Here is a 19,902-nt window from a genome sequence, read left to right as displayed (position 1 = left end):
ATGCTTGTACTGTCCCGCAAAAAAGGGGAGACGATCGTCATCCAGGATCAGATTGAACTCACGATTCTGAGTGTAGACGGCGACACCGTAAAAGTAGGGATCTCAGCACCGAAGCACGTGGATATCTTCCGCAAAGAAGTCTACTTATCGATACAGGAATCGAACCGTGAGTCCGTAGCGCCGCAACCCTCAGACTTGAGTGCCTTGATACATCGTCTTCGCGGGTCGAATTCTTAAGGTAGTCTCTTAGGAAAACAAAAGATATATTATTGAACCTGAGTAGCTTATGTGGCTCAGGTTTTTTTGCGATCGTTTTTGAGATCATAGTAAAGAATCAAAAAAATATTAAAAAAAGAAAAAAAGATCTAAACAGTTAGGGCCAAGCCGTCGATATATGTATTAGGCATTGAGCCGGCAGGGCGGCCGACCTTAATGGTTCAGTGCTTACCACATGGATGTGGAACTAACTCAATTTCAGGGAGGAAATATCAAATGATTATTAACCACAACGTACCGGCGTTGAACACTCACCGCCAATTGTCCATCAACACTGCAAACACTAACAAAAATATTGAGAAGCTGTCTTCCGGTCTTCGCATCAACCGTGCTGGTGACGATGCTGCCGGTCTGGCAATCTCCGAAAAAATGCGCGGTCAGATCCGCGGTTTGGATCAGGCTTCCCGTAATGCTCAAGACGGTATCTCCTTGATTCAGACAGCTGAAGGTGCTTTGAACGAAACTCACTCCATCCTGCAACGTCAACGCGAAATCGCCAACCAATCCGCGAACGGAACCAACACTGATTCCGACCGTCAAGCGCTGCAAGATGAAATGAACGCTCTGACTTCCGAAATCAACCGTATCGGTAACACAACTGAGTTCAACACTCAGAAATTGCTGCAAGGTGATGGGAAAGCGAACTTGGCTGGTACGACTGTAGTAGCGGATACAAAACTTGCAGGTGGAGTAGCAGCTTTTACAACTGAAGTTAAAAGATCAGATAATCTTACTACTGCTTTTGCAAACGGTAATACACTTGCCTACACTATTAATGGTCAGACTTTAACTGCTACTTTTGCTACAGATGCAACAGCTGCCGCTACTGAAAGTAAAGTGCAGGATACCACTGTAACTGGTAATGCTGCAACAATCGGAGTAGGAACTGGTACTTTGGATCTTCCAGGACAGGAAACAGCTATTGCAAGTGCATTGCAAGCAATGATCGACAAAAATGACACCTTAAAAGGCCAATACACTGCCAAAGTAACTGGTGGTAATGTTGTCATTGAGGCAGTAAAAGGTGGAAAGTTTGAAGGAGCTGCTGGTAACGTTTCGGCAGCGACCGCAACAGGCGCAGGTGTCGTTGCTAACGTTGCAGGTGCTGGTAATACTAATGCCGGTTCATCGACAGCAGCTGTAGCCGCAACAAGCACTGTTACATTTGCAGCAGGTACTGACGATACAGCTTTGAAAGCACTTGTTGGTAAAGGCTTTACTGTAGGTGATCAGCAAATTGAGTTCTACAATGCCAGTGAAGGTGCATACAAAGGCAAAGGTATTGGTGTAGCTATTGATACTGCTTTGGCTGCAACTGCAGGTAATAAAGATGATGCAATTGCGAAAGCAATTGCTGATACTGTAGGAAGCAAAATTGATGGAGTTAAATTTACAGCCGCAACAGGTACTCTAACCATTACCGCTGCTAAAGGCGGCCTGGATGGTAACAACATCGAAATCAAAGACGGGGGAGTTCAAAAAGCATTCGAAACTTCCTTCCAAATTGGTGCTAACACTGGCCAATCCATGAGCTTGTCGATCAACGACATGCGTTCCAAAGCTCTGGGTATCACTGGTAAAGCCGGCGATGCTGGTTTCACAGCAACTAACACTGTTACTGACGGAACTAACGATGTTAAGGGCGAAGCTGCTCTGAACATTGCTACTAAAGAAGGCGCAGCTGCTGCTATCGCAATTCTTGACAAAGCAACTGCTTCTGTATCCAGCGAACGTTCTAAACTAGGTGCGACTCAGAACCGTCTTGAGCACACTATCAACAACTTGGGAACAGCTTCTGAGAACCTGACTGCAGCTGAATCCCGTATCCGTGATGTTGATATGGCGAAAGAAATGATGCAACAGACTAAGAACAACATCCTTGCACAGGCTGCACAAGCTATGTTGGCTCAGGCTAACCAACAGCCACAAGGCGTTCTGCAATTGCTTCGTTAATTTCAAGTCATTCTCAAACATATTACATCTTCAAGCTCCGGGATTTTCCCGGAGCTTTTTTTGTCGCCCTAAGCTCTTACTTTTCCACGAAAACTCTATTAATACTTGATATTTCTATGTTTATCTTTGGTAAGTCCTAAATTATCCCTGAATGTAACCGATATATAAAGTATAAAAATGAGTGTTGGTGGAGGTCGGGGTTAATGAATGTACAGTTTTCGCTTACTGCTAGTACGACAACAAGTGGACAGAGCAAGCCTGAAGCAGTACCGTCCAGTACAGGGTCAGTAGCGCCTGTAGATCAAGTATGGGGTATCCGAGATGTTAAGGATATGAGCTTGAAGGAAAAGCAGGGAGCGAGTGTGTCAGTAGGTGAGGAACAACTTATCCGCACTATAGAACGGGCAGTAAAATCTCTGCAAGGACCCCAGACCACGCTGGAGATCAGCATCCACGAGAAGACACATGATATTATGGTTAAGGTTCTTAACAAAGATACCGGTGAGTTAATACGTGAAGTTCCCCGGGAGAAGACTTTGGATCTAGTGGCGAATATGATGGAGCTTGCAGGTATTCTTATAGACGAAAAGATTTAATAGAGGGAGGTGCTGTTTTGGTTACTCGGGTCAATGGATTCTCAGGTATGGATATCGATAGTATGGTGAAGAGTATGATGGCTGCCAAGCGGGTACCGCTGGACAAGCTTAATCAGGACAAACAAATTCTACAATGGACACGTGAGAGCTACCGGGAGATGAACAGCAAGCTGTATGACTTCCGGACCAATAAACTAGTTACCAAATATGGCAGGGACGCAGCGCTGAATGCCCAGAAGGCTGTGCTAAGCGGCAATACGACCGCGCTTAAAGCAGAAGCGACATCAACGGCAACCGGCCAGGAGATGACTGTTAAGGTCACAAAGCTGGCAACAAGAACTACATATGAGACAGCCGGATTAGGACAAGGCATACCGGCTACGACCTCCTTGGCAGCACTTGATGGCGTTGACCTTGGAAGCATGCGAGGTCTGGATATGGAGGAATACCTGAAGAAGGGCTTCGACATCAGCATCAACGGCGAGACCTTCAAGGATAAGGAGGGGAAATCCCTATTCAACGGCATGACCTCGATCTCGACGCTGGTCGCAACGATTAATTCTTCTGAGAAGGCTAATGCGATCGCTAGTTATGATGAAATTACCGGAAAGCTGACCATCGCCTCCAAAACGGGCGGCAAAGATGGTACGGTAACGATGGGGACCCCTTCAAGCAGCAATACAGTTCTAGGGTTATTCTCTACGAAGAAGGTTGCAGAGACGAATAAGCTTACAGGCGCTACTGGCTCCACTACATTGACGCAGCTTACGAACCAGCTTAATAATTCTGTTTTGACCGATGACGAAGTCAAAGATATTACATTTAGTATCAATGGTAAAGCATTTACGTTCAAGGGTTCGGATACTATTGATAAAATTGTGGATACCATCAAAAATGACCCTGATGCAAAGGTAAATGCAGAATTTACGACAGACGGCACTTTGAAGCTGACCGGGATAGTAGCAGATCCTGGTAATCCGAAAGGGGCTGTCAACCTTAGCGGCAACTCTTACGGATTCATGAAGCTCTTTAACGGGATGAAATCAAACCCGTCAGATGACAATTCAATTACTAAGACAATCACAGGCGAGAATGGTGAAGTCAAGATTAATAATGTGGATATTGATAATGTAACCAGCAATACGTTTACCATTAACGGCGTCCAGCTCACATTGCTGGAGGTTACCAAAGCGGATGAGCCTGTCATCATCAAAACGCAGACCGATTCTAGCAAAGCCGTTGAGTCCATCAAGAGCTTCGTTGAAGATTATAACAGCCTGATCCTAGCCTTGAATTCCAAGATTGACGAAGCCAAATATCGTGATTTCAGGCCGCTGACGGATGCGCAGAAGGCTGAAATGAAAGAGGCTGACGTCAAAACCTGGACCGAGAAGGCGCAGAGCGGGTTGCTCAAGAATGATGATATTATCAAGTCCGTATTGTCTGAAATGCGCAGCATAATTAGTGATAAACTGGGGCCGTTAAGCACCCTAGGCATTACGACCGGGAATTATACGTCGAACGGCAAGCTTGTGATTAATGAGGAGAAGCTGAATACGGCGATCAATGCGAATCCGCAGCTCGCAATGGATCTGCTGCAAGGCCCTGCCAGTGCCCCCAAAGAGGGGATTTTCGACAAAATGGCTGACAAAATCACATCGGCCATCGAGAAACTATCGGAGCGGGCAGGCACGAACAGATACTCCATGGACCTTACCAGTACATTCAAGGAAGAAAGTGTGATGGGTAAGAAAATGAAGTTATACAACTCGCGGCTCAATGTCATGACCACGATGTTAAATAACACAGAGACCCGTTACTACAAACAATTCACCGCCATGGAAACCGCCATGAACAAGCTGCAATCCCAGTCCAACAGCCTCTTCTCCACCGGCAAATAAGAATATTTCACAATAGAGGGTGACCAATTTGATTAAATCTCCTTATGATAAATACCGCCAGTCTTCTGTCCAGACTTCAACACCTGCGCAACTCGTGATTATGCTGTATGATGGGGCCATTCGCTTCGTGAAGACTGCGGTGGACGGGTTGAACAAGCAGGATTTGGAGAAGTCCAATTTGAACTTTGGCAAGGCTCAGACCATCATCAGTGAGTTGATGAGTACGTTGGATCACTCTATTGAAGTCTCGAAGGGACTCTACTCCCTTTACGAATATACGAACTACCTGTTAATTCAGGCCAACATCCAGAAGAACCCCGAGAAGGCTGAAGAAGCCATCGGCTACCTTACAGATCTCCGTGAGACTTGGCTACAGGCTTCCAAGCTGGCGGCCAGCCAGACTGAGATTGCGAATGGATGAGCTTATCCGTAACTTGGATCGGCTGACTGGGGAGATGATGGACCGGCTTCAGGACGCAACCTATGAGGAGCTTGAAGACTTTGTGGAGGAGCGGCAGAATCTTGTCGATTCCATCACACAAGAGGTCGAATTTTGTCCGGCAACACAAGCGCAAAAACAGGGAATTAATCTTATTTTGTCACATGATAATGAATTGCTGGACCGGATGAACGCCCTCCGCCAGGAAGCCCAAGACTTCCTCCAGAAGCGCGGCCAAGCCAAAATCCAGCGCAATGCCTACGAGACGGCCTACACCCCGGACAGCTTCCTGATGGACCGCAAAAAATAAACAGAAAATAATAGATTTTTCCTGTTTCAATAGGGGAGTGGACGGGTATTTACAAGCGTCTGCTCCTTTTTTTGTAACTTATATTACCGAATTCTATCCATTTCTGATGCCGATTGTACCCTGGTAAATTATTGAAAGTAATCATTTACTATTCCAATTGACAATAGAGAAGCTGCGGTGGTATAGTCGAATTGTGAGCAAGACTCACGTTCATCTGATGACGAAGGGAATGTTTAGTCAATGGAAGGTAAAGTTAAATGGTTTAACGCAGAAAAAGGTTATGGTTTTATCGAAACTTCCGATGGTGGCGACGTATTCGTACACTTTTCCGCGATTCAAACTGACGGTTTCAAGACTTTGGATGAAGGCCAATCCGTAGAGTTCGATATCGTTGAAGGCGCACGCGGACCACAAGCAGCTAACGTCATCAAATTATAATCATCCGGCGAAGCCGACCTACATATATGGTAGATGGTTAGCAATTGAGACAACGCTAGCGTTAGACCCAAGGGGATCTCCCTTGGGTCTTTTTTATGCAGTGAATGAAGTTGCTTTTGTCTAATGATGTGCCTTTGTCTGTTGTGGATAAACTGTGTATAAAGCTGGGGATAAGAGTTCGAGAGGTGTTCTTTGTAAGGAGGGGCCGTATGACTCTGTTCTTACATTCTTCTTATAAATATTCTCAATTTCGAGTAAATGGCCTACATTTCGAGATGAAAAGAGTCCTAAATTGGACACTTTGTAAAAATTAGTTACGGAAAAATGTTAACATCCTCCAAAATATGGGTAATAGAAACCGTTGGGCTTTTTTGTTGCCTAGTCTGCACTCTCATTATTGCTTAGGCGTATGCTTCCGAAAGATCTTTTGGTAAGAAGTCATGCAGTGAAGCCTATGCCCATCACACTCACAGGAGGATGAACAAAAGAATGAAGAAATTGTGGCGTGGCCTTACGGCCGGAGTACTTGGTATTTCAATGCTGCTTGGATCACTGGGAAGTGTGTCCGCAGCGCCTGCACCTAAGGATATTCAAGGACACTGGGCGCAGAAGCAACTGCAGAGCTGGCTGGATAAAGGATACCTGGGTGGTTATCCTGACGGAACGGTTAAGCCGAATAAGGCAATTACCCGTGGTGAATATGTGGCACTGATAAATCGTCTGTTCGGGTTCACCGAAGCAGCTACTCTTAACTTCACGGATGTGAAAAAATCCAATTGGGTCTACAGTGAAGTGGCTAAAGCTGTGAAGGCCGGTTATATTGGCGGGTATGAGAATAATACCTTCCGGGCCAACAACCCGCTCACCCGGCAGGAAGCAGCAGTTATTGCTGCCAAGCTGCTTAAGCTGAGTACAAGCTCTACTCCGCTTAAGTTCAAGGATAATGCTCAGATCGCGGCATGGGCCAAGGTGGCCGTAGCCTCAGCGGCTGAGAAGAAGATCATTAACGGTTATCCTGACGGAACCTTCGGTCCGAAGAAATCCCTTACCCGTGCCGAAGCGGTGGGAATTATAAGCAACTCAGTTGTGCATAAGCCGGCTACAGGCGGAGTAACGCCTACACCAGCACCGACAGCAACACCAGCTCCTTCTGCAACACCTGTGCCAAGCACCAGCCCAACAGCTACTCCAGCTCCTGGCGGCGGTAGTGGTGGCGGCACTGGCGGAGGAGGCGGTGGTGGAGGAGGCGGTAGCGTTACCTTGCCGTCTGTAAGCAACGTGACTTACGGCCATGTAGGTTCTGTTACCGCTGATGTATATGTTACGCCTTCTGTAACAGGAGCCGTGTATTATGTAGTTGCTCCATACAGCATGAACGTAACCGCACCAACTGCAGCACAAGTGAAAGACGGACTGATTAATGCTACAACAGCAGGCGTTCATTTCGGCCAAGTTGCGGCTACTGGCGGCACATCCGTTGCTTTCTCGGTGTATGGTCTGACTGCAAATACGGATTATACCGTTTATGTTGCCCTGGCTGACGCTTCTGGTAACTGGTCCGGCGTAACGCCGCTTCAATTGAAAACAGCACCAGGCAGCGCATGGTCGGTCGCTCAGGTTGGGATCACCAATGTAACAACGGCGACTGCCGATGTATATGCTTCTTACGGGCAGACGGGTACACCAGTAACCCCTCTGAAATATGTGGTGGTTAAGGCAACAGAAGCTGATCCAACTGCATTACAGATTTCCCAAGGGCAGAACAGTACAGGTGCTACATTAATGGGGCCTTGGGCTGGTACAATCTCAGGCAGTCCAGTTGTGAAACACAGCATTAACCTGACTGGACTCACTGCCAATACAGCGTACAAAGTCTTCTTTATCACAGATTCTAATGGTACCTTGTCACCTGTAGAGCTTCTGCGTATTCACACTAATCAGTAATCTTGATGAATGAAATCATTCATAATCCAGGCTTCAGCGTGAAATAATACAGCAATCAGTATTCGGTCCGGCGAGGGCGGCATTATGCTCGAGCCGGGCCGTTTGTTGTTACGGCAGGTCTGTTACATCTATTGTTAGGTGAATGTAAAGTCTGTCATGATTTGTTTTTTACTTAGCCCTGACAATTTGCTATAATGGAAAAGTAAACAAAGGAGGAGTGCCTTATGAAATTCAGCATTCGAGGTCAACAAATTGAAGTGACCGACGCTTTGAGAGACTATGTTGATAAGAAGCTCAGCAGACTTGAGAAGTATTTCGAAGCACCCCCTACCTCTGAAGGATATGTGACGCTTGGCGTCGTTCGCGGCCTTCATACGGTGGAAGTGACAATTCCTCTAGCTGGTGTGACGCTTCGTGCGGAAGACCGCAGCGATGATATGTATGCATCCATCGATGCCGTAGTGGACAAGCTGGAACGTCAGATCCGCAAGCACAAGACTAAGCTTAATCGCAAGTTCCGTCAGGAAGGCAGCCTGAAGACCTTGTTCGTTGAAGGTTCGGGCAGCGCCGTAGCTGTTGAAGAGCAGGAACAGGATTATGATGATCTTGAGGTTGTGCGGAACAAACGGTTCACCTTGAAGCCTATGGATGTGGAAGAAGCGATTCTGCAAATGAACATGATTGGACATACGTTCTTCGTGTTCTCCAACATTGACACTTCCGAAGTGAGCGTAGTTTACAAACGCGATGACGGCAAGTACGGTCTGATCGAGCAGAACTAACCTGTGGACCGGGAATTGTTGGAATAAGCAAGGGCTTCGGTTCAGCCTAACGTGGACAATTAGACGAGTCCCTATTCGCCTGAAGCGAATAGGGCTCTTGTGCGTATATATAGAAGTTTCATTAAAATGCCATCATCTGTCCTCATGTAAGGGGATTATACAGAATAAGGTTAGGGCGGCTTGTATTGCGGCTTCTCTTACAAACTGTTACAATTTATGAAGCAGCGGAATCGAAATCATATATGGCCCTTTCAATCTATGAGGATGGGCTCGGTTCCACCATCTGTGTTGCATGAAAGGGGTTAACCATGCTAGGACTTGTTAAGAAAATATTTGGCGACACTAATGAACGGGATGTCAAACGTCTCATGAAGACGGTCGAAGTAATTAATGGGCTGGAGCCGGATTTCGTATCGCTTACGGATGAAGAGCTGCAGGCGAAGACAGCGGAATTCCGCGCCCGTATTGAGAAAGGTGAGACCCTGGAAGAGATTCTTCCTGAGGCCTTTGCTACCGTACGCGAAGCTTCCAAACGGACGCTGGGCATGCGGCATTTTGACGTTCAGCTGGTTGGGGGTATGGCGCTGCATGAAGGCCGGATCTCCGAGATGAAGACCGGGGAAGGCAAGACACTGGTTGGAACGCTGCCGGTGTATTTGAATGCGCTGCTGGGTAAAGGCGTGCATGTCGTCACCGTAAATGATTATCTGGCTCAGCGCGACAGTGCGCAAATGGGACAAATCTATAACTTTCTGGGCATGAGCGTTGGGGTGAACCTGAACGGCATGGACCATAATGATAAACAAGCGGCATATGCCTGCGATATTACGTACGGCACGAATAATGAATTCGGGTTCGACTATCTGCGCGACAACATGGTGCTCTATAAGGAACAGATGGTACAGCGCCCGCTCTACTTCTGTATTATTGACGAAGTCGATTCCATCCTTATTGATGAAGCACGGACCCCTCTGATCATCTCCGGCCAGGCTGAGAAATCGACAGAGCTGTATTATGCAGCAGACCGTTTCGTGAAGAAGCTCACTGCCGAAGAGGATTACACCGTGGATATCAAGGTGAAGTCTGTAGCGCTTACCGAGAAGGGCGTGGCTACGGCTGAGCGTGCTTTTGGGATAGAGAATCTGTATGACCATAGCCATGTTACCTTGAACCATCATATTGTACAGGCCTTGAAGGCGAACGCTATTATGCGCCGGGATGTCGATTATGTGGTGAATGAAGACGAGGTTATGATCGTCGATGAGTTCACCGGCCGTCTGATGCAGGGACGCCGTTACAGCGACGGGCTGCACCAGGCTATTGAAGCGAAGGAAGAGATTGAAGTCCAGAATGAGAGTATGACGCTGGCTACCATCACCTTCCAGAACTACTTCCGGATGTACCGCAAGCTAGGCGGCATGACGGGTACTGCGAAGACGGAAGAAGAGGAATTCAAGAAGATCTATGGTCTTGAGGTTCTTCAGGTTCCTACGAATAAGCCGAATCAGCGTATTGATATGCCGGATGTGGTCTACAAAAGTGAAAACGGCAAGTTCAACGCTGTTGTCGCTGAAATTGTGGAACGCCACAAGAAGAATCAGCCGGTGCTGGTAGGTACGGTATCGATTGAGAACTCTGAACGCGTATCTGAAATGCTGAAGCGTAAGGGTGTAAGACACCAGGTGCTGAATGCGAAGCATCATGCGGCAGAAGCCGAAATTATCTCTTATGCCGGTCAGCCGGGAACCGTAACGATTGCCACGAACATGGCTGGACGCGGTACGGATATCGTACTGGGCGAAGGGGTAACCGATGTTGGAGGCTTGCATATTATTGGTACAGAACGCCATGAATCACGCCGGATTGATAACCAGCTTCGCGGCCGTGCCGGACGCCAGGGCGACCCGGGTTCGACACAGTTCTATCTGTCCCTAGGTGATGAGCTGATGAAGCGCTTCGGTGCGGACAATGTGCTGAACATGATGGACCGTCTTGGATTCGAGGAAGATCAGCCGATTGAGAGCCGTATGATTACCAAGGCTGTTGAATCTGCCCAGAAGCGGGTAGAAGGCAATAACTTCGACATCCGAAAAGTCGTATTGCAATACGATGACGTCATGAACCAGCAGCGTGAGATTATCTACAAGCAGCGCCGCGAAATTCTGGAGTCGGACAATATCAAAGACATCGTAGTGGAAATGATCAAGCCGGTTATCGACCGTATTGTGAATGCACACTGCAGTGACGATATCCCGGAGAACTGGGAGCTGCAAGAGGTTGCGGATTATGTGAACAGCAAGCTTTTGGAAGAAAATGAGCTGACCCGCGATGATCTGTGGGGCAAAGAAGTAGATGAAATGATCGAATTCATCTTCGCCCGTGTACTTGAGAAGTATTCTGCACGTGAAGAGCGTCTTGGCTCTGAGCTGGTACGTGAATTCGAGAAGGTTATTGTGCTTCGCTCCGTAGACAGCAAATGGATGGATCATATCGACGCCATGGATCAGCTTCGTCAGGGGATTCACCTCCGTGCTTACGGCGGTACCGATCCGCTGCGCGAATACCAATTCGAGGGCTTCGAGATGTTCAACGCCATGACAGCGAACATTCAGGAGGAAGTGGCGACCTACATTATGAAGGCGCACATCGAGACGAATCAGGAGCGCCAATCGGTAGTGGAGGAAGACAAGATCTCCACCAACGCAGAGCCTGCTGAGAAGCGTCCGGTGCATGTGGAATCTACAGTTGGCCGTAACGATCCGTGCCCATGCGGCAGCGGCAAGAAGTATAAGAACTGCCACGGCCAGGCGTAAGATATAGTAGAGCTAATGCTAGCTGATTTACTGTCTGGTGAAATAATGAGCAGGCGTTAAGCTGCGAGTACCTTTCACCCGATCGTACTTCCTGTTTTGTGCACTTGCACTTAGGTTATAATGACAATAAAAAGCGGCTGGGCCCGGGGGACTCCCCGTTTGCGGCCCGGCTGCTTTTTTGGGCTTGGAGTGGTCCGGATGCACAGCTGTGCGGCTGACGGGAATGTTCAGATGTTTTATGGCTGAGGTGGAAGTAACGGAGGGAAAGTTTGGAACTGCAGGAGCGGTAGCGTCCGCCTTTGTGCCCGGATTTTATCCGCTATGCGGTATAATCAATGAATCTGGGCACAACAGCGGTCGAAAGTCCAAACATTTCCCGCAGTTACGGCGTACACCTGGCCATGTAGCAGCTGAAGCGAAGCGACAGCAGCATAGATGGCCGTCCATACCGGTAAGTCCAAACCGGCAGCCCGGCGCAATATTCAATTATGAAAGGTGATGTGATCCAATTGATCGATCCTAATGTGAAGCAGGACCTGCGTGAAATGGGCAAGAAATTAACCAACCTTAGGGGGTCACTTTGACTTAGACCTGAAGCTGGAGATGATAGCGAACTTCGAAGAGAAGATGGCGGCTCCCGGGTTCTGGGATGATCCCGATCAGGCGCAGAGCGTGATTGGCGAGATGAATGCCGTGAAGTCGGTGGTTGATCAATTTGAGAAGCTCCAGCAGGATTATGACGATGCTGCCATGATGGCGGAGCTGGCCGATGAGGAAGGCGACGACGCACTGGCCGGGGAGATCGCCGGAACGATCCGCAGTATAAGTGCCAGAGTGGATGAGTTCGAGCTGCAGCTGCTGCTCAATCAGCCTTACGATAAGCTGAATGCCATTCTGGAGCTCCATCCAGGGGCAGGCGGCACGGAATCCCAAGACTGGGGCCAAATGCTGCTGCGCATGTACACACGCTGGGCGGAGAAGCGGGGCTTCAAGGTCGATGTGCTGGATTATCTGCCGGGCGATGAAGCGGGAATCAAGAGTGTAACTTTGTTAATTAAGGGCCACAATGTATATGGGTACCTCAAGGCAGAGAAGGGCGTGCACCGGCTGGTGCGGATTTCGCCTTTTGACTCCTCTGGCAGACGTCATACCTCCTTCGTATCCTGCGATGTGGTACCGGAGATTGCTGACGACGTCGAGGTGGATATCCGTACGGAAGACCTGAAGATTGATACGTACCGGGCCAGCGGCGCGGGCGGTCAGCACATCAATACAACCGATTCGGCGGTGCGGATTACGCATATGCCAACCGGCGTGGTGGTTACCTGTCAGAATGAGCGTTCACAGATCAAGAACCGGGAGCAGGCGATGAAGATGCTGCGTTCCAAGCTCTATGAGCGTAAAATTCAGGAGCAGCAGGCACATCTGGACGAGATCCGCGGGGAACAATCCGAGATTGCCTGGGGCAGCCAGATTCGTTCCTACGTATTCCATCCTTACAGCATGGTGAAGGATCACCGCACTTCTGTAGAGACAGGCAATGTTGGAGCGGTAATGGACGGCGATCTGGACGGGTTCATTGACGGGTATCTGCGGAGCCAGATCAAGACGGAAGCTGAATAAAAGTAATCAAATTCCTACGCGTCTTCGGAGGTGTAGGAATTTTTGTCTGAACATAAAGGAGACCGGCCAACCATGCAAAAAATCAATTCACGCAACAAACCTCCGCTCATTCCCTTGAACGGACCGCTGCGTCATACGGTGGACATTGCGCTTATTCTGATCGGCTCGCTGATCACCGGGCTGGCGTTCAACCTGTTCTTCCTCCCGAACCGGATTGCATCCGGCGGGGTGTCGGGGCTGTCGGTGCTGGCTGAGGCCTGGTTTGGGGCAGAGCCTGCTTTTACCCAGTGGGCGCTTAATATTCCGCTCTTCATTCTCGGTGTGATCTTTCTCGGCAAACAGTACGGTATCCGCTCTCTCTTAGGCAGCTTTGTGCTGCCGCTGTTTATCTTCCTGACGAAGGACGGGCCTGTGCCGACCACGAATCCGCTCCTGGCTTCGATCTATGGAGGAATTGGTGTGGGTCTCGGTCTGGGCCTCGTCTTCCGGGGGCGCGGCTCTACGGGCGGACTGACCATTGCGGCACAGATTATTCAAAAGCTAACCGGCTTCAGCTTCTCGCTGTCTGTCGTGCTGCTGGATGGTACGGTGATTACCTTGGCGGCTTTTGTGCTGGGAATGGAGCAGGCGATGTATGCACTGATCGGGCTGTTCGTCACCGGCCGGGTGATCAACGCGCTGGAGGTGGGCTTCAGCACCACGAAGGTGGCGTATATCATCTCGGATCACACAGAGGACATCTCGCAGGCGATTCTGAATGATCTGGACCGCGGGCTGACCAAGCTGAATGCGCAAGGCGGCTATACCGGTGACAACCGTACGGTGCTGATGGTCGTAGTAGGCCAGAATGAAATCACCAGGCTGAAGGCGATCGTCCGCTCGGTGGACCCGAGTGCTTTTGTCATTATTACGGAGGCTCACGAAGTGCTGGGCGAAGGGTTTAAAAGAGAAGCGTAGACTCCCTTAAGGGGGCTCTGCGCTTCTTTTGATATATTGTAGTGAATAGGATAACCCTGCGTTTCTTCTTGTGCGCCAGCTGAATAAAGTTAACGCAACGTGTTGTATTTATATTAATTCGGTCGTATAATAATACATATTTGCAGGACGGTTATGCATGAGCGATAATGATAGAAATGAGAAACGGGAAGCGGGGATGACAGTGACAGACAAGCTGAGAGCGGCGATTGTCGGATCAACGGGTTATGGGGGCGTGGAGCTGATCAGGCTGCTGCAGAGCCACCCTGATATAGAGATTACTTCAGTGATTTCCTCTTCGAGTGCGGGTGCGCCGATTGAGGAGGGTTTTCCGCATCTCACGGGAGTGGTGCAGCGTAAGCTGGATGGTGTAGATGCAGCAGAGATTGCAAGCAGAGCGGATGTTGTATTCACTGCTACCCCTTCAGGAGTGAGTGCGAAGCTGGTGCCCGGGCTGCTTGAGGCAGGACTCAAGGTTGTCGATCTGTCGGGGGACTTCCGGCTCAAGGATGGTGCGGAGTATGAGCAGTGGTATAAGCATCCGGCTCCTCCGGCAGCGTATCTGGAGCAGGCGGTATACGGGTTATGCGAGGTGTACGGCGAACGTGCGGCCGGAGTGGAATTTATCTCGAATCCGGGATGTTACCCGACAGCTACGCTGCTGGGGCTGGTTCCGGCGCTGGAGGCAGGCTGGATCAAGCCGGACAGCATCATTATTGATGCGAAATCCGGGGTGTCCGGGGCAGGGCGGGGAACGAGCCTGATGGTGCATTTTGCCGAGATCAATGAGAACTTCAAAGCCTACAAAATCAACAAACATCAGCATATCCCGGAAATTGAACAGGTGCTTACCGATATTGCCGGGGAGAAAGTTACCGTAACCTTCACTACCCATCTGGTGCCGATGACCCGGGGGATTATGACTACGATGTATGCCGGACTGAATGGCGAACATAGTGAACAGGAACTCGTAGATTTATATCGTAAATATTATGCAGGCAGACCGTATGTGCGGGTGCGTGAGCCCGGCGTGGTTCCGGCGACGAAGGAAGTCAGCGGATCGAATTACTGCGATATCGGCTTCGCCACAGACTCGCGTACCGGACGGGTTACCATTGTGTCGGTCATCGACAATATCGTTAAGGGCGCCGCAGGGCAAGCGATTCAGAACCTCAATTTGATGATGGGATGGGAGGAAACCCGCGGGCTTGGTTACACACCAGTGTATCCATAAGCGCAAGCGGTCAAACAATATCATGAGTGAGCAACCACTATATACCGTCGTAGAAGGCGGAAGTATTACTGCACCTAAGGGCTTCACCTCCGGTGGCCTGCACTGCGGTCTCAAAAAAACTGAGCGTAATGACCTCGGCGCAATTCTCTGTGAGGTGCCTGCTACGGCGGCTGCGGTGTATACGACCAATGTGTTTCAGGCGGCTCCGCTGAAGGTTACGCGGGAGAGTCTGGCGGACGGAACGCTGCAGGCGGTGATTGTGAACAGCGGCAATGCCAATGCCTGTACAGGGGACCAGGGCGAGGCGGATGCATATGAGATGCGTGCGGCGGCTGCCCGTTATTTGGGCGTGAATGAGCTGGATGTTGCTGTCGCTTCCACAGGTGTGATTGGGGAACTGCTGAAGATGGACTGTGTGCGCAGCGGAATTGCCGGACTGCCGGAGAAGCTGAACGCGGGCGCTGCCGGTGCGGAGGAATTCAGCCAGGCCATTCTGACAACCGATCTGGTCAAAAAAGAAAGCTGCGTAAAAGTAACGGTAGGCGGTACTGAGGTTAAGATTGCCGGAGCGGCGAAGGGTTCCGGGATGATTCACCCGAACATGGCGACGATGCTGGGCTTCATGACCACCGATGTGCTCATTGACGGCGAGGATCTGCTTAGTCTGCTGCGAAGCGCGACGAACACTACTTTTAATATGATTACCGTTGATGGTGACACCAGTACGAACGATATGCTGGTCACGATGGCCAGCGGTCTTGCCGGTAATGAGAAGCTGACGCGTCTGCATGCGGACTGGGAGGCTTTTGCAGCGGCGTTCACCCATGTATGCCAGAGTCTGGCCATGGCGATTGCCCGTGACGGCGAAGGGGCCACGAAGCTGATTGAGGTGCAGGTGAACGGGGCGGTACATGATGAGGCTGCGGCGGCGATTGCCAAGACCGTGGTCGGCTCAAGCCTGGTGAAGTCGGCGATCTTCGGCGCGGATGCCAACTGGGGGCGGATTATCGCGGCCGTAGGGCGCGCGGGCGTTCCGGTATCGCCGGAGCGGGTAGATATTAAGCTGGGTGAGATCGAGGTGCTGCGCGGATCGCGTCCGGTGGCTTTTGATGAGGAGCAAGCACTGCATTATCTGCAAAAAAGCGATACCGTGCTGATCACGGTAACCTTGTCAGACGGCAGTGGGCAGGCTACAGCCTGGGGCTGTGACCTGACTTATGATTATGTGCGGATTAATGCGGCTTACCGCACTTAGTGCAGATAGGTTCACCGGATTACAACAGCGGCCGAAAGCCGACTAAGCTTTTACGTACAGGGGGCAGGGAGATGACAGTAGAACCGATAGAGCCTCAGGCGCAGGCGGAGGCCGCCGGGCTGTTCGTAATGAAATGCGGGGGGAGTACGCTGGCGGCGCTGCCGGATTCATTCTTCGAGGATCTGCGGGAGCTTCAGGCCAGCGGAAATCAGCCTGTAATCGTGCATGGCGGCGGCCCGGCGATCTCCGGCAATCTGGAGAAGCTCGGCATTGAGAGCCGCTTCGTGAACGGTCTGCGGGTAACGACGGAAGAGGTGCTGGATGTGGTCGAGATGACCCTGTCCGGCAGCATCAACAAGGCGATTGTCCGCCGAATTCAGGCCAGCGGGGGGCAGGCACTCGGGTTGTCCGGCGTTGATGGCAACCTGATCATGGCACACCCGGTGGCCAATCACGATGAAGTGGGTCTGGTGGGTGAAGTGACCGGTGTTCGAGCGGAGATTGTGACGGGTATCCTCACGATGGGCTATATTCCGGTGATTGCACCTGTCGGTGTAGACGGCGAAGGACAGCGGTATAACATCAATGCGGATACCGCTGCCGGAGCGGTGGCTTCTTATATAGGGTCACCGAGTATGATCGTGGTTACGGATGTGCCGGGCATTATGCGGACGGTGGACGGGGAGAAGGTGGTGCTTCCGTCCGTAACGGTGGTACAGATCGAAGCACTGATTGAGAATGGCGAAATCTACGGCGGAATGATTCCCAAGGTGCGTGCCGCGATGGACTGCATCCAGGGCCAGGTGTCCGAGGTTATTATTGTAGACGGCAAAGAGCCGCGTGTCCTCAGCCGGGTGCTGAAGGGCGAAGCGCTGGGCACGCGGATTGTAAGGTCTTAGACCGGCAGAAATCAGGGCATGGTTATGCGAATGAGCTTGAGTTGAAGGCAGAGCAACAAATACAATAGACGCGCTGACGGGAAGCCGGCAGCAGCATGATGGGAGAGTGACTAAGAATGAGTGAGCTTACGCAAACGGAAAAAGATTCTTTGACAGGGGCGCTGCAGGAACGTTCAGCGGGAACAGACGGGCAGGGGGCCGCTCCTGCCAAGCTGAGTGCGGTATTCCCGTCTTACGCCAGATATGACCTCAGTCTGGTCAAAGGCAAAGGCAGCTGGGTATGGGATGAGCAGGGTAACAAGTATCTGGACTTCATGTGCGGCCTCGCGGTAACGAGTCTGGGCCATGCGCCGGAGAAGGTCGGTGCCAAGCTCAAGGAGCAGATTGATACGCTGTGGCATGTCTCGAACCTGTTCCACATTCCGGGCCAGGACCGGGTAGCTGCGCTGCTGACAGAGAATAGCTGTGCGGATCAGGTTTTCTTCTGCAACAGCGGAGCGGAAGCGAATGAAGCGGCCATCAAGCTGGCGCGCCGGTATCACCAGAAGGTGAAGGGGACGGACCGCTATGAAGTGATTACCTTCGAGCAATCGTTCCATGGCCGTACACTGGCTACTCTGACAGCCACCGGACAGGCGAAGGTCAAGGAAGGCTTCCTGCCGCTTCCGGCAGGCTTCAAGACGGTGCCACTGCATGATCTGGAGGCGCTGAGAGCCGCCATTACGGAGCATACGGCAGCGATTATGCTGGAGATGGTGCTGGCGGAAGGCGGCATTATTGTAGTAGAGCAGGAATTCCTGGATGGAGTTGTAGCGTTGTGCAAGGAGCACGGGCTGCTGCTCATCGTGGACGAGGTGCAGACCGGCATGGGCCGTACAGGCAAGCTGTTCGCTCATCAGCATTACGGCATTGAGCCGGACATCTTCACCTTGGCCAAAGGTGTGGCGAGCGGCTTCCCGGCCGGTGTGATGCTCGGTAAAGGCTATCTGCGCGAGGCATTCAGCCCGGGCAGCCACGCCAGTACCTTCGGCGGCACCCCGCTGGCGGCAGCGGTGATGGAAGCGACCATTGAGACCATGCTTGAAGATAAGCTGCCCGAGCGGGCGGCGGAGATGGGCGAATACTTAAGCGGACAGCTTAGAGCGAAGCTGGAGGACACTTCTTTTGTGAAGGAGATTCGCGGCAAAGGCCTGCTGATCGGCATCGAGTGCCATGAGCCGGTAGCCGAGATCGTTCTCGCCGGACAGAAGCGCGGACTGCTGTTCGTTCAGGCTGGCCCGGATGTGATCCGGCTGCTGCCTAATCTGTATGTCAGCACCGATGAAATTGATCAGGCGGTGGACATCCTATCGGAACTAATTCATACTTATGCTAACAAAGTAAGCGGGGAGGCAAATTCATGAGTCACGGTACACCAGGCGTAACAGAGACGATTGCCGCACAGCTCAAAGGCCGTGATTTGCTGGAGCTGAATGATTACAGCCCGGAGGAAATCACCTATTTGATTGACCTCGCGATTGAGCTGAAGCGCAAGCAGAAGAACGGTGAGGTCTACCAGCCGTTGCTGGGGAAGACGATCGGGCTTATTTTTGAGAAATCCTCTACCCGTACACGGGTGTCGTTCGAAGTGGGGATGTATCAGCTGGGCGGACATGCATTGTTCCTCAGCAAAAATGATATTCAGCTGGGCCGCGGCGAGACGGTTGGTGATACGGCCCAGGTCATGTCGCGTTATCTGGACGGTATCATGATCCGTACGTTCGGCCATGATAAAGTGGAAGAGTTGGCCCGTTATGCCTCGATTCCTGTAATCAACGGCCTCAGCGATCTTGCGCATCCCTGCCAGGTGCTGGCGGACTACCAGACTGTATACGAGCACAAGGGTAAGCTGAAGGGCCTCAAGCTGGCGTATATCGGCGACGGCAATAATATGGCTCATTCCCTGCTGATCGGTGGCGCCAAGCTGGGTGTGCATGTCGCGGTTGCCGGACCGGAAGGCTACGAGCCGGACGAGGCTGTTGTGGCCGAGGCGCGTGAGATCGCCAAGGAGACAGGCTCGGTCATCACTGTGACCCGCAGCCCGCAGGAGGCGGTACAGGACGCTGATGTGATCTATACGGATGTCTGGGCAAGCATGGGCTTCGAGGCCGAGCAGCTGGCGCGTGAAGCGGCGTTCAAGGACTATCAGGTCAACGAGGAGCTGGTGAAAGGCGCGAAGAGCGATTATCTGTTCCTGCACTGCCTGCCGGCCCACCGGGAGGAAGAGGTCAGCACCGGCGTCATCGACGGCCCGAACTCCGTGATCTTCGATCAGGCGGAGAACCGCCTGCATGCGCAGAAGGCGCTTATGGCGGCTTTGATGGGCTAGATGTAGATGTAGCCTAGCAGAGCCATCAGGAGGCCAGATATGAGTTCATTCCACAAATGCGCTAATGTATGAAGTTGACGTTCGAAGCGGACTTTC

The 19,902-nt window shown here is 51.1% G+C and carries 17 protein-coding genes; all 17 read left to right on the top strand.

Annotation, left to right across the window (positions count from 1 at the left end):
* Entirely contained in the window at positions 1-237 is a 237-nt protein-coding gene (csrA, locus tag J2Z70_RS00500; protein WP_209868412.1) for a carbon storage regulator CsrA, read from the top strand.
* 255 nt (positions 238-492) lie between these two features.
* The gene (locus tag J2Z70_RS00495; RefSeq protein WP_209868411.1) at positions 493-2,229 is read left to right on the top strand and encodes a flagellin N-terminal helical domain-containing protein; all 1,737 of its coding nucleotides are present in this window, start codon (positions 493-495) and stop codon (positions 2,227-2,229) included.
* 203 nt (positions 2,230-2,432) lie between these two features.
* The gene (locus J2Z70_RS00490) at positions 2,433-2,825 is read left to right on the top strand and encodes a flagellar protein FlaG (protein WP_209868409.1); all 393 of its coding nucleotides are present in this window, start codon (positions 2,433-2,435) and stop codon (positions 2,823-2,825) included.
* A gap of 17 nt (positions 2,826-2,842) precedes the next feature.
* Positions 2,843-4,726, top strand: a complete 1,884-nt coding sequence (fliD, locus tag J2Z70_RS00485; protein ID WP_209868407.1) for a flagellar filament capping protein FliD — start codon at positions 2,843-2,845, stop codon at positions 4,724-4,726.
* Positions 4,727-4,754: 28 nt separating this feature from the next.
* Positions 4,755-5,147, top strand: a complete 393-nt coding sequence (fliS, locus tag J2Z70_RS00480; RefSeq protein WP_076080054.1) for a flagellar export chaperone FliS — start codon at positions 4,755-4,757, stop codon at positions 5,145-5,147.
* Complete coding sequence (locus tag J2Z70_RS00475) at positions 5,140-5,475, top strand: flagellar protein FliT (RefSeq protein WP_209868405.1); 336 nt, start codon at positions 5,140-5,142, stop codon at positions 5,473-5,475. The genes fliS and J2Z70_RS00475 overlap by 8 nt, the downstream gene beginning before the upstream one ends.
* A 240-nt stretch (positions 5,476-5,715) precedes the next feature.
* Positions 5,716-5,913: a cold shock domain-containing protein gene (locus J2Z70_RS00470; protein WP_036721237.1), complete on the top strand. Its 198-nt coding sequence runs from the start codon at positions 5,716-5,718 to the stop codon at positions 5,911-5,913.
* Positions 5,914-6,402: 489 nt separating this feature from the next.
* A complete protein-coding gene (locus J2Z70_RS33570; protein ID WP_209868403.1) occupies positions 6,403-7,857 on the top strand; it encodes an S-layer homology domain-containing protein in 1,455 nt (484 codons plus the stop codon).
* Positions 7,858-8,081: 224 nt separating this feature from the next.
* Positions 8,082-8,639: a ribosome hibernation-promoting factor, HPF/YfiA family gene (gene hpf / locus J2Z70_RS00460; RefSeq protein ID WP_036721235.1), complete on the top strand. Its 558-nt coding sequence runs from the start codon at positions 8,082-8,084 to the stop codon at positions 8,637-8,639.
* Between the two features lie 308 nt (positions 8,640-8,947).
* Complete coding sequence (secA, locus tag J2Z70_RS00455) at positions 8,948-11,452, top strand: preprotein translocase subunit SecA (RefSeq protein ID WP_036721232.1); 2,505 nt, start codon at positions 8,948-8,950, stop codon at positions 11,450-11,452.
* Between the two features lie 488 nt (positions 11,453-11,940).
* Positions 11,941-13,075 (top strand): peptide chain release factor 2 gene (gene prfB / locus J2Z70_RS00450; protein ID WP_245367888.1). Its coding sequence is split into 2 segments (ribosomal slippage): positions 11,941-12,033 and positions 12,035-13,075, totalling 1,134 coding nucleotides; the frame shifts between segments, so codons are not numbered across the junction.
* A 72-nt stretch (positions 13,076-13,147) separates the two neighbouring features.
* Positions 13,148-14,032, top strand: coding sequence for a YitT family protein (locus J2Z70_RS00445; RefSeq protein WP_209868401.1), 885 nt, complete (start codon positions 13,148-13,150; stop codon positions 14,030-14,032).
* Between the two features lie 196 nt (positions 14,033-14,228).
* Positions 14,229-15,284, top strand: coding sequence for an N-acetyl-gamma-glutamyl-phosphate reductase (gene argC / locus J2Z70_RS00440; protein ID WP_209869270.1), 1,056 nt, complete (start codon positions 14,229-14,231; stop codon positions 15,282-15,284).
* Positions 15,285-15,306: 22 nt separating this feature from the next.
* On the top strand, positions 15,307-16,539 hold the full coding sequence (argJ, locus tag J2Z70_RS00435; RefSeq protein ID WP_209868399.1) for a bifunctional ornithine acetyltransferase/N-acetylglutamate synthase: 1,233 nt from the start codon (positions 15,307-15,309) through the stop codon (positions 16,537-16,539).
* A gap of 71 nt (positions 16,540-16,610) precedes the next feature.
* Positions 16,611-17,438: an acetylglutamate kinase gene (gene argB / locus J2Z70_RS00430; RefSeq protein ID WP_209868398.1), complete on the top strand. Its 828-nt coding sequence runs from the start codon at positions 16,611-16,613 to the stop codon at positions 17,436-17,438.
* A 116-nt stretch (positions 17,439-17,554) separates the two neighbouring features.
* A complete protein-coding gene (locus tag J2Z70_RS00425) occupies positions 17,555-18,841 on the top strand; it encodes an aspartate aminotransferase family protein (protein WP_209868396.1) in 1,287 nt (428 codons plus the stop codon).
* Positions 18,838-19,806: an ornithine carbamoyltransferase gene (argF, locus tag J2Z70_RS00420; RefSeq protein WP_209868394.1), complete on the top strand. Its 969-nt coding sequence runs from the start codon at positions 18,838-18,840 to the stop codon at positions 19,804-19,806. Before J2Z70_RS00425 ends, argF begins: the two co-directional genes overlap by 4 nt.
* Positions 19,807-19,902 lie beyond the last annotated feature (96 nt).

The sequence above is a fragment of the Paenibacillus silagei genome (assembly GCF_017874735.1).
GTDB classification, from domain to species: domain Bacteria; phylum Bacillota; class Bacilli; order Paenibacillales; family Paenibacillaceae; genus Paenibacillus_AQ; species Paenibacillus_AQ silagei.
The sequence above is the reverse complement of the archived record's forward strand: the minus strand, read 5'-3'. Positions and strand labels throughout refer to the sequence as shown.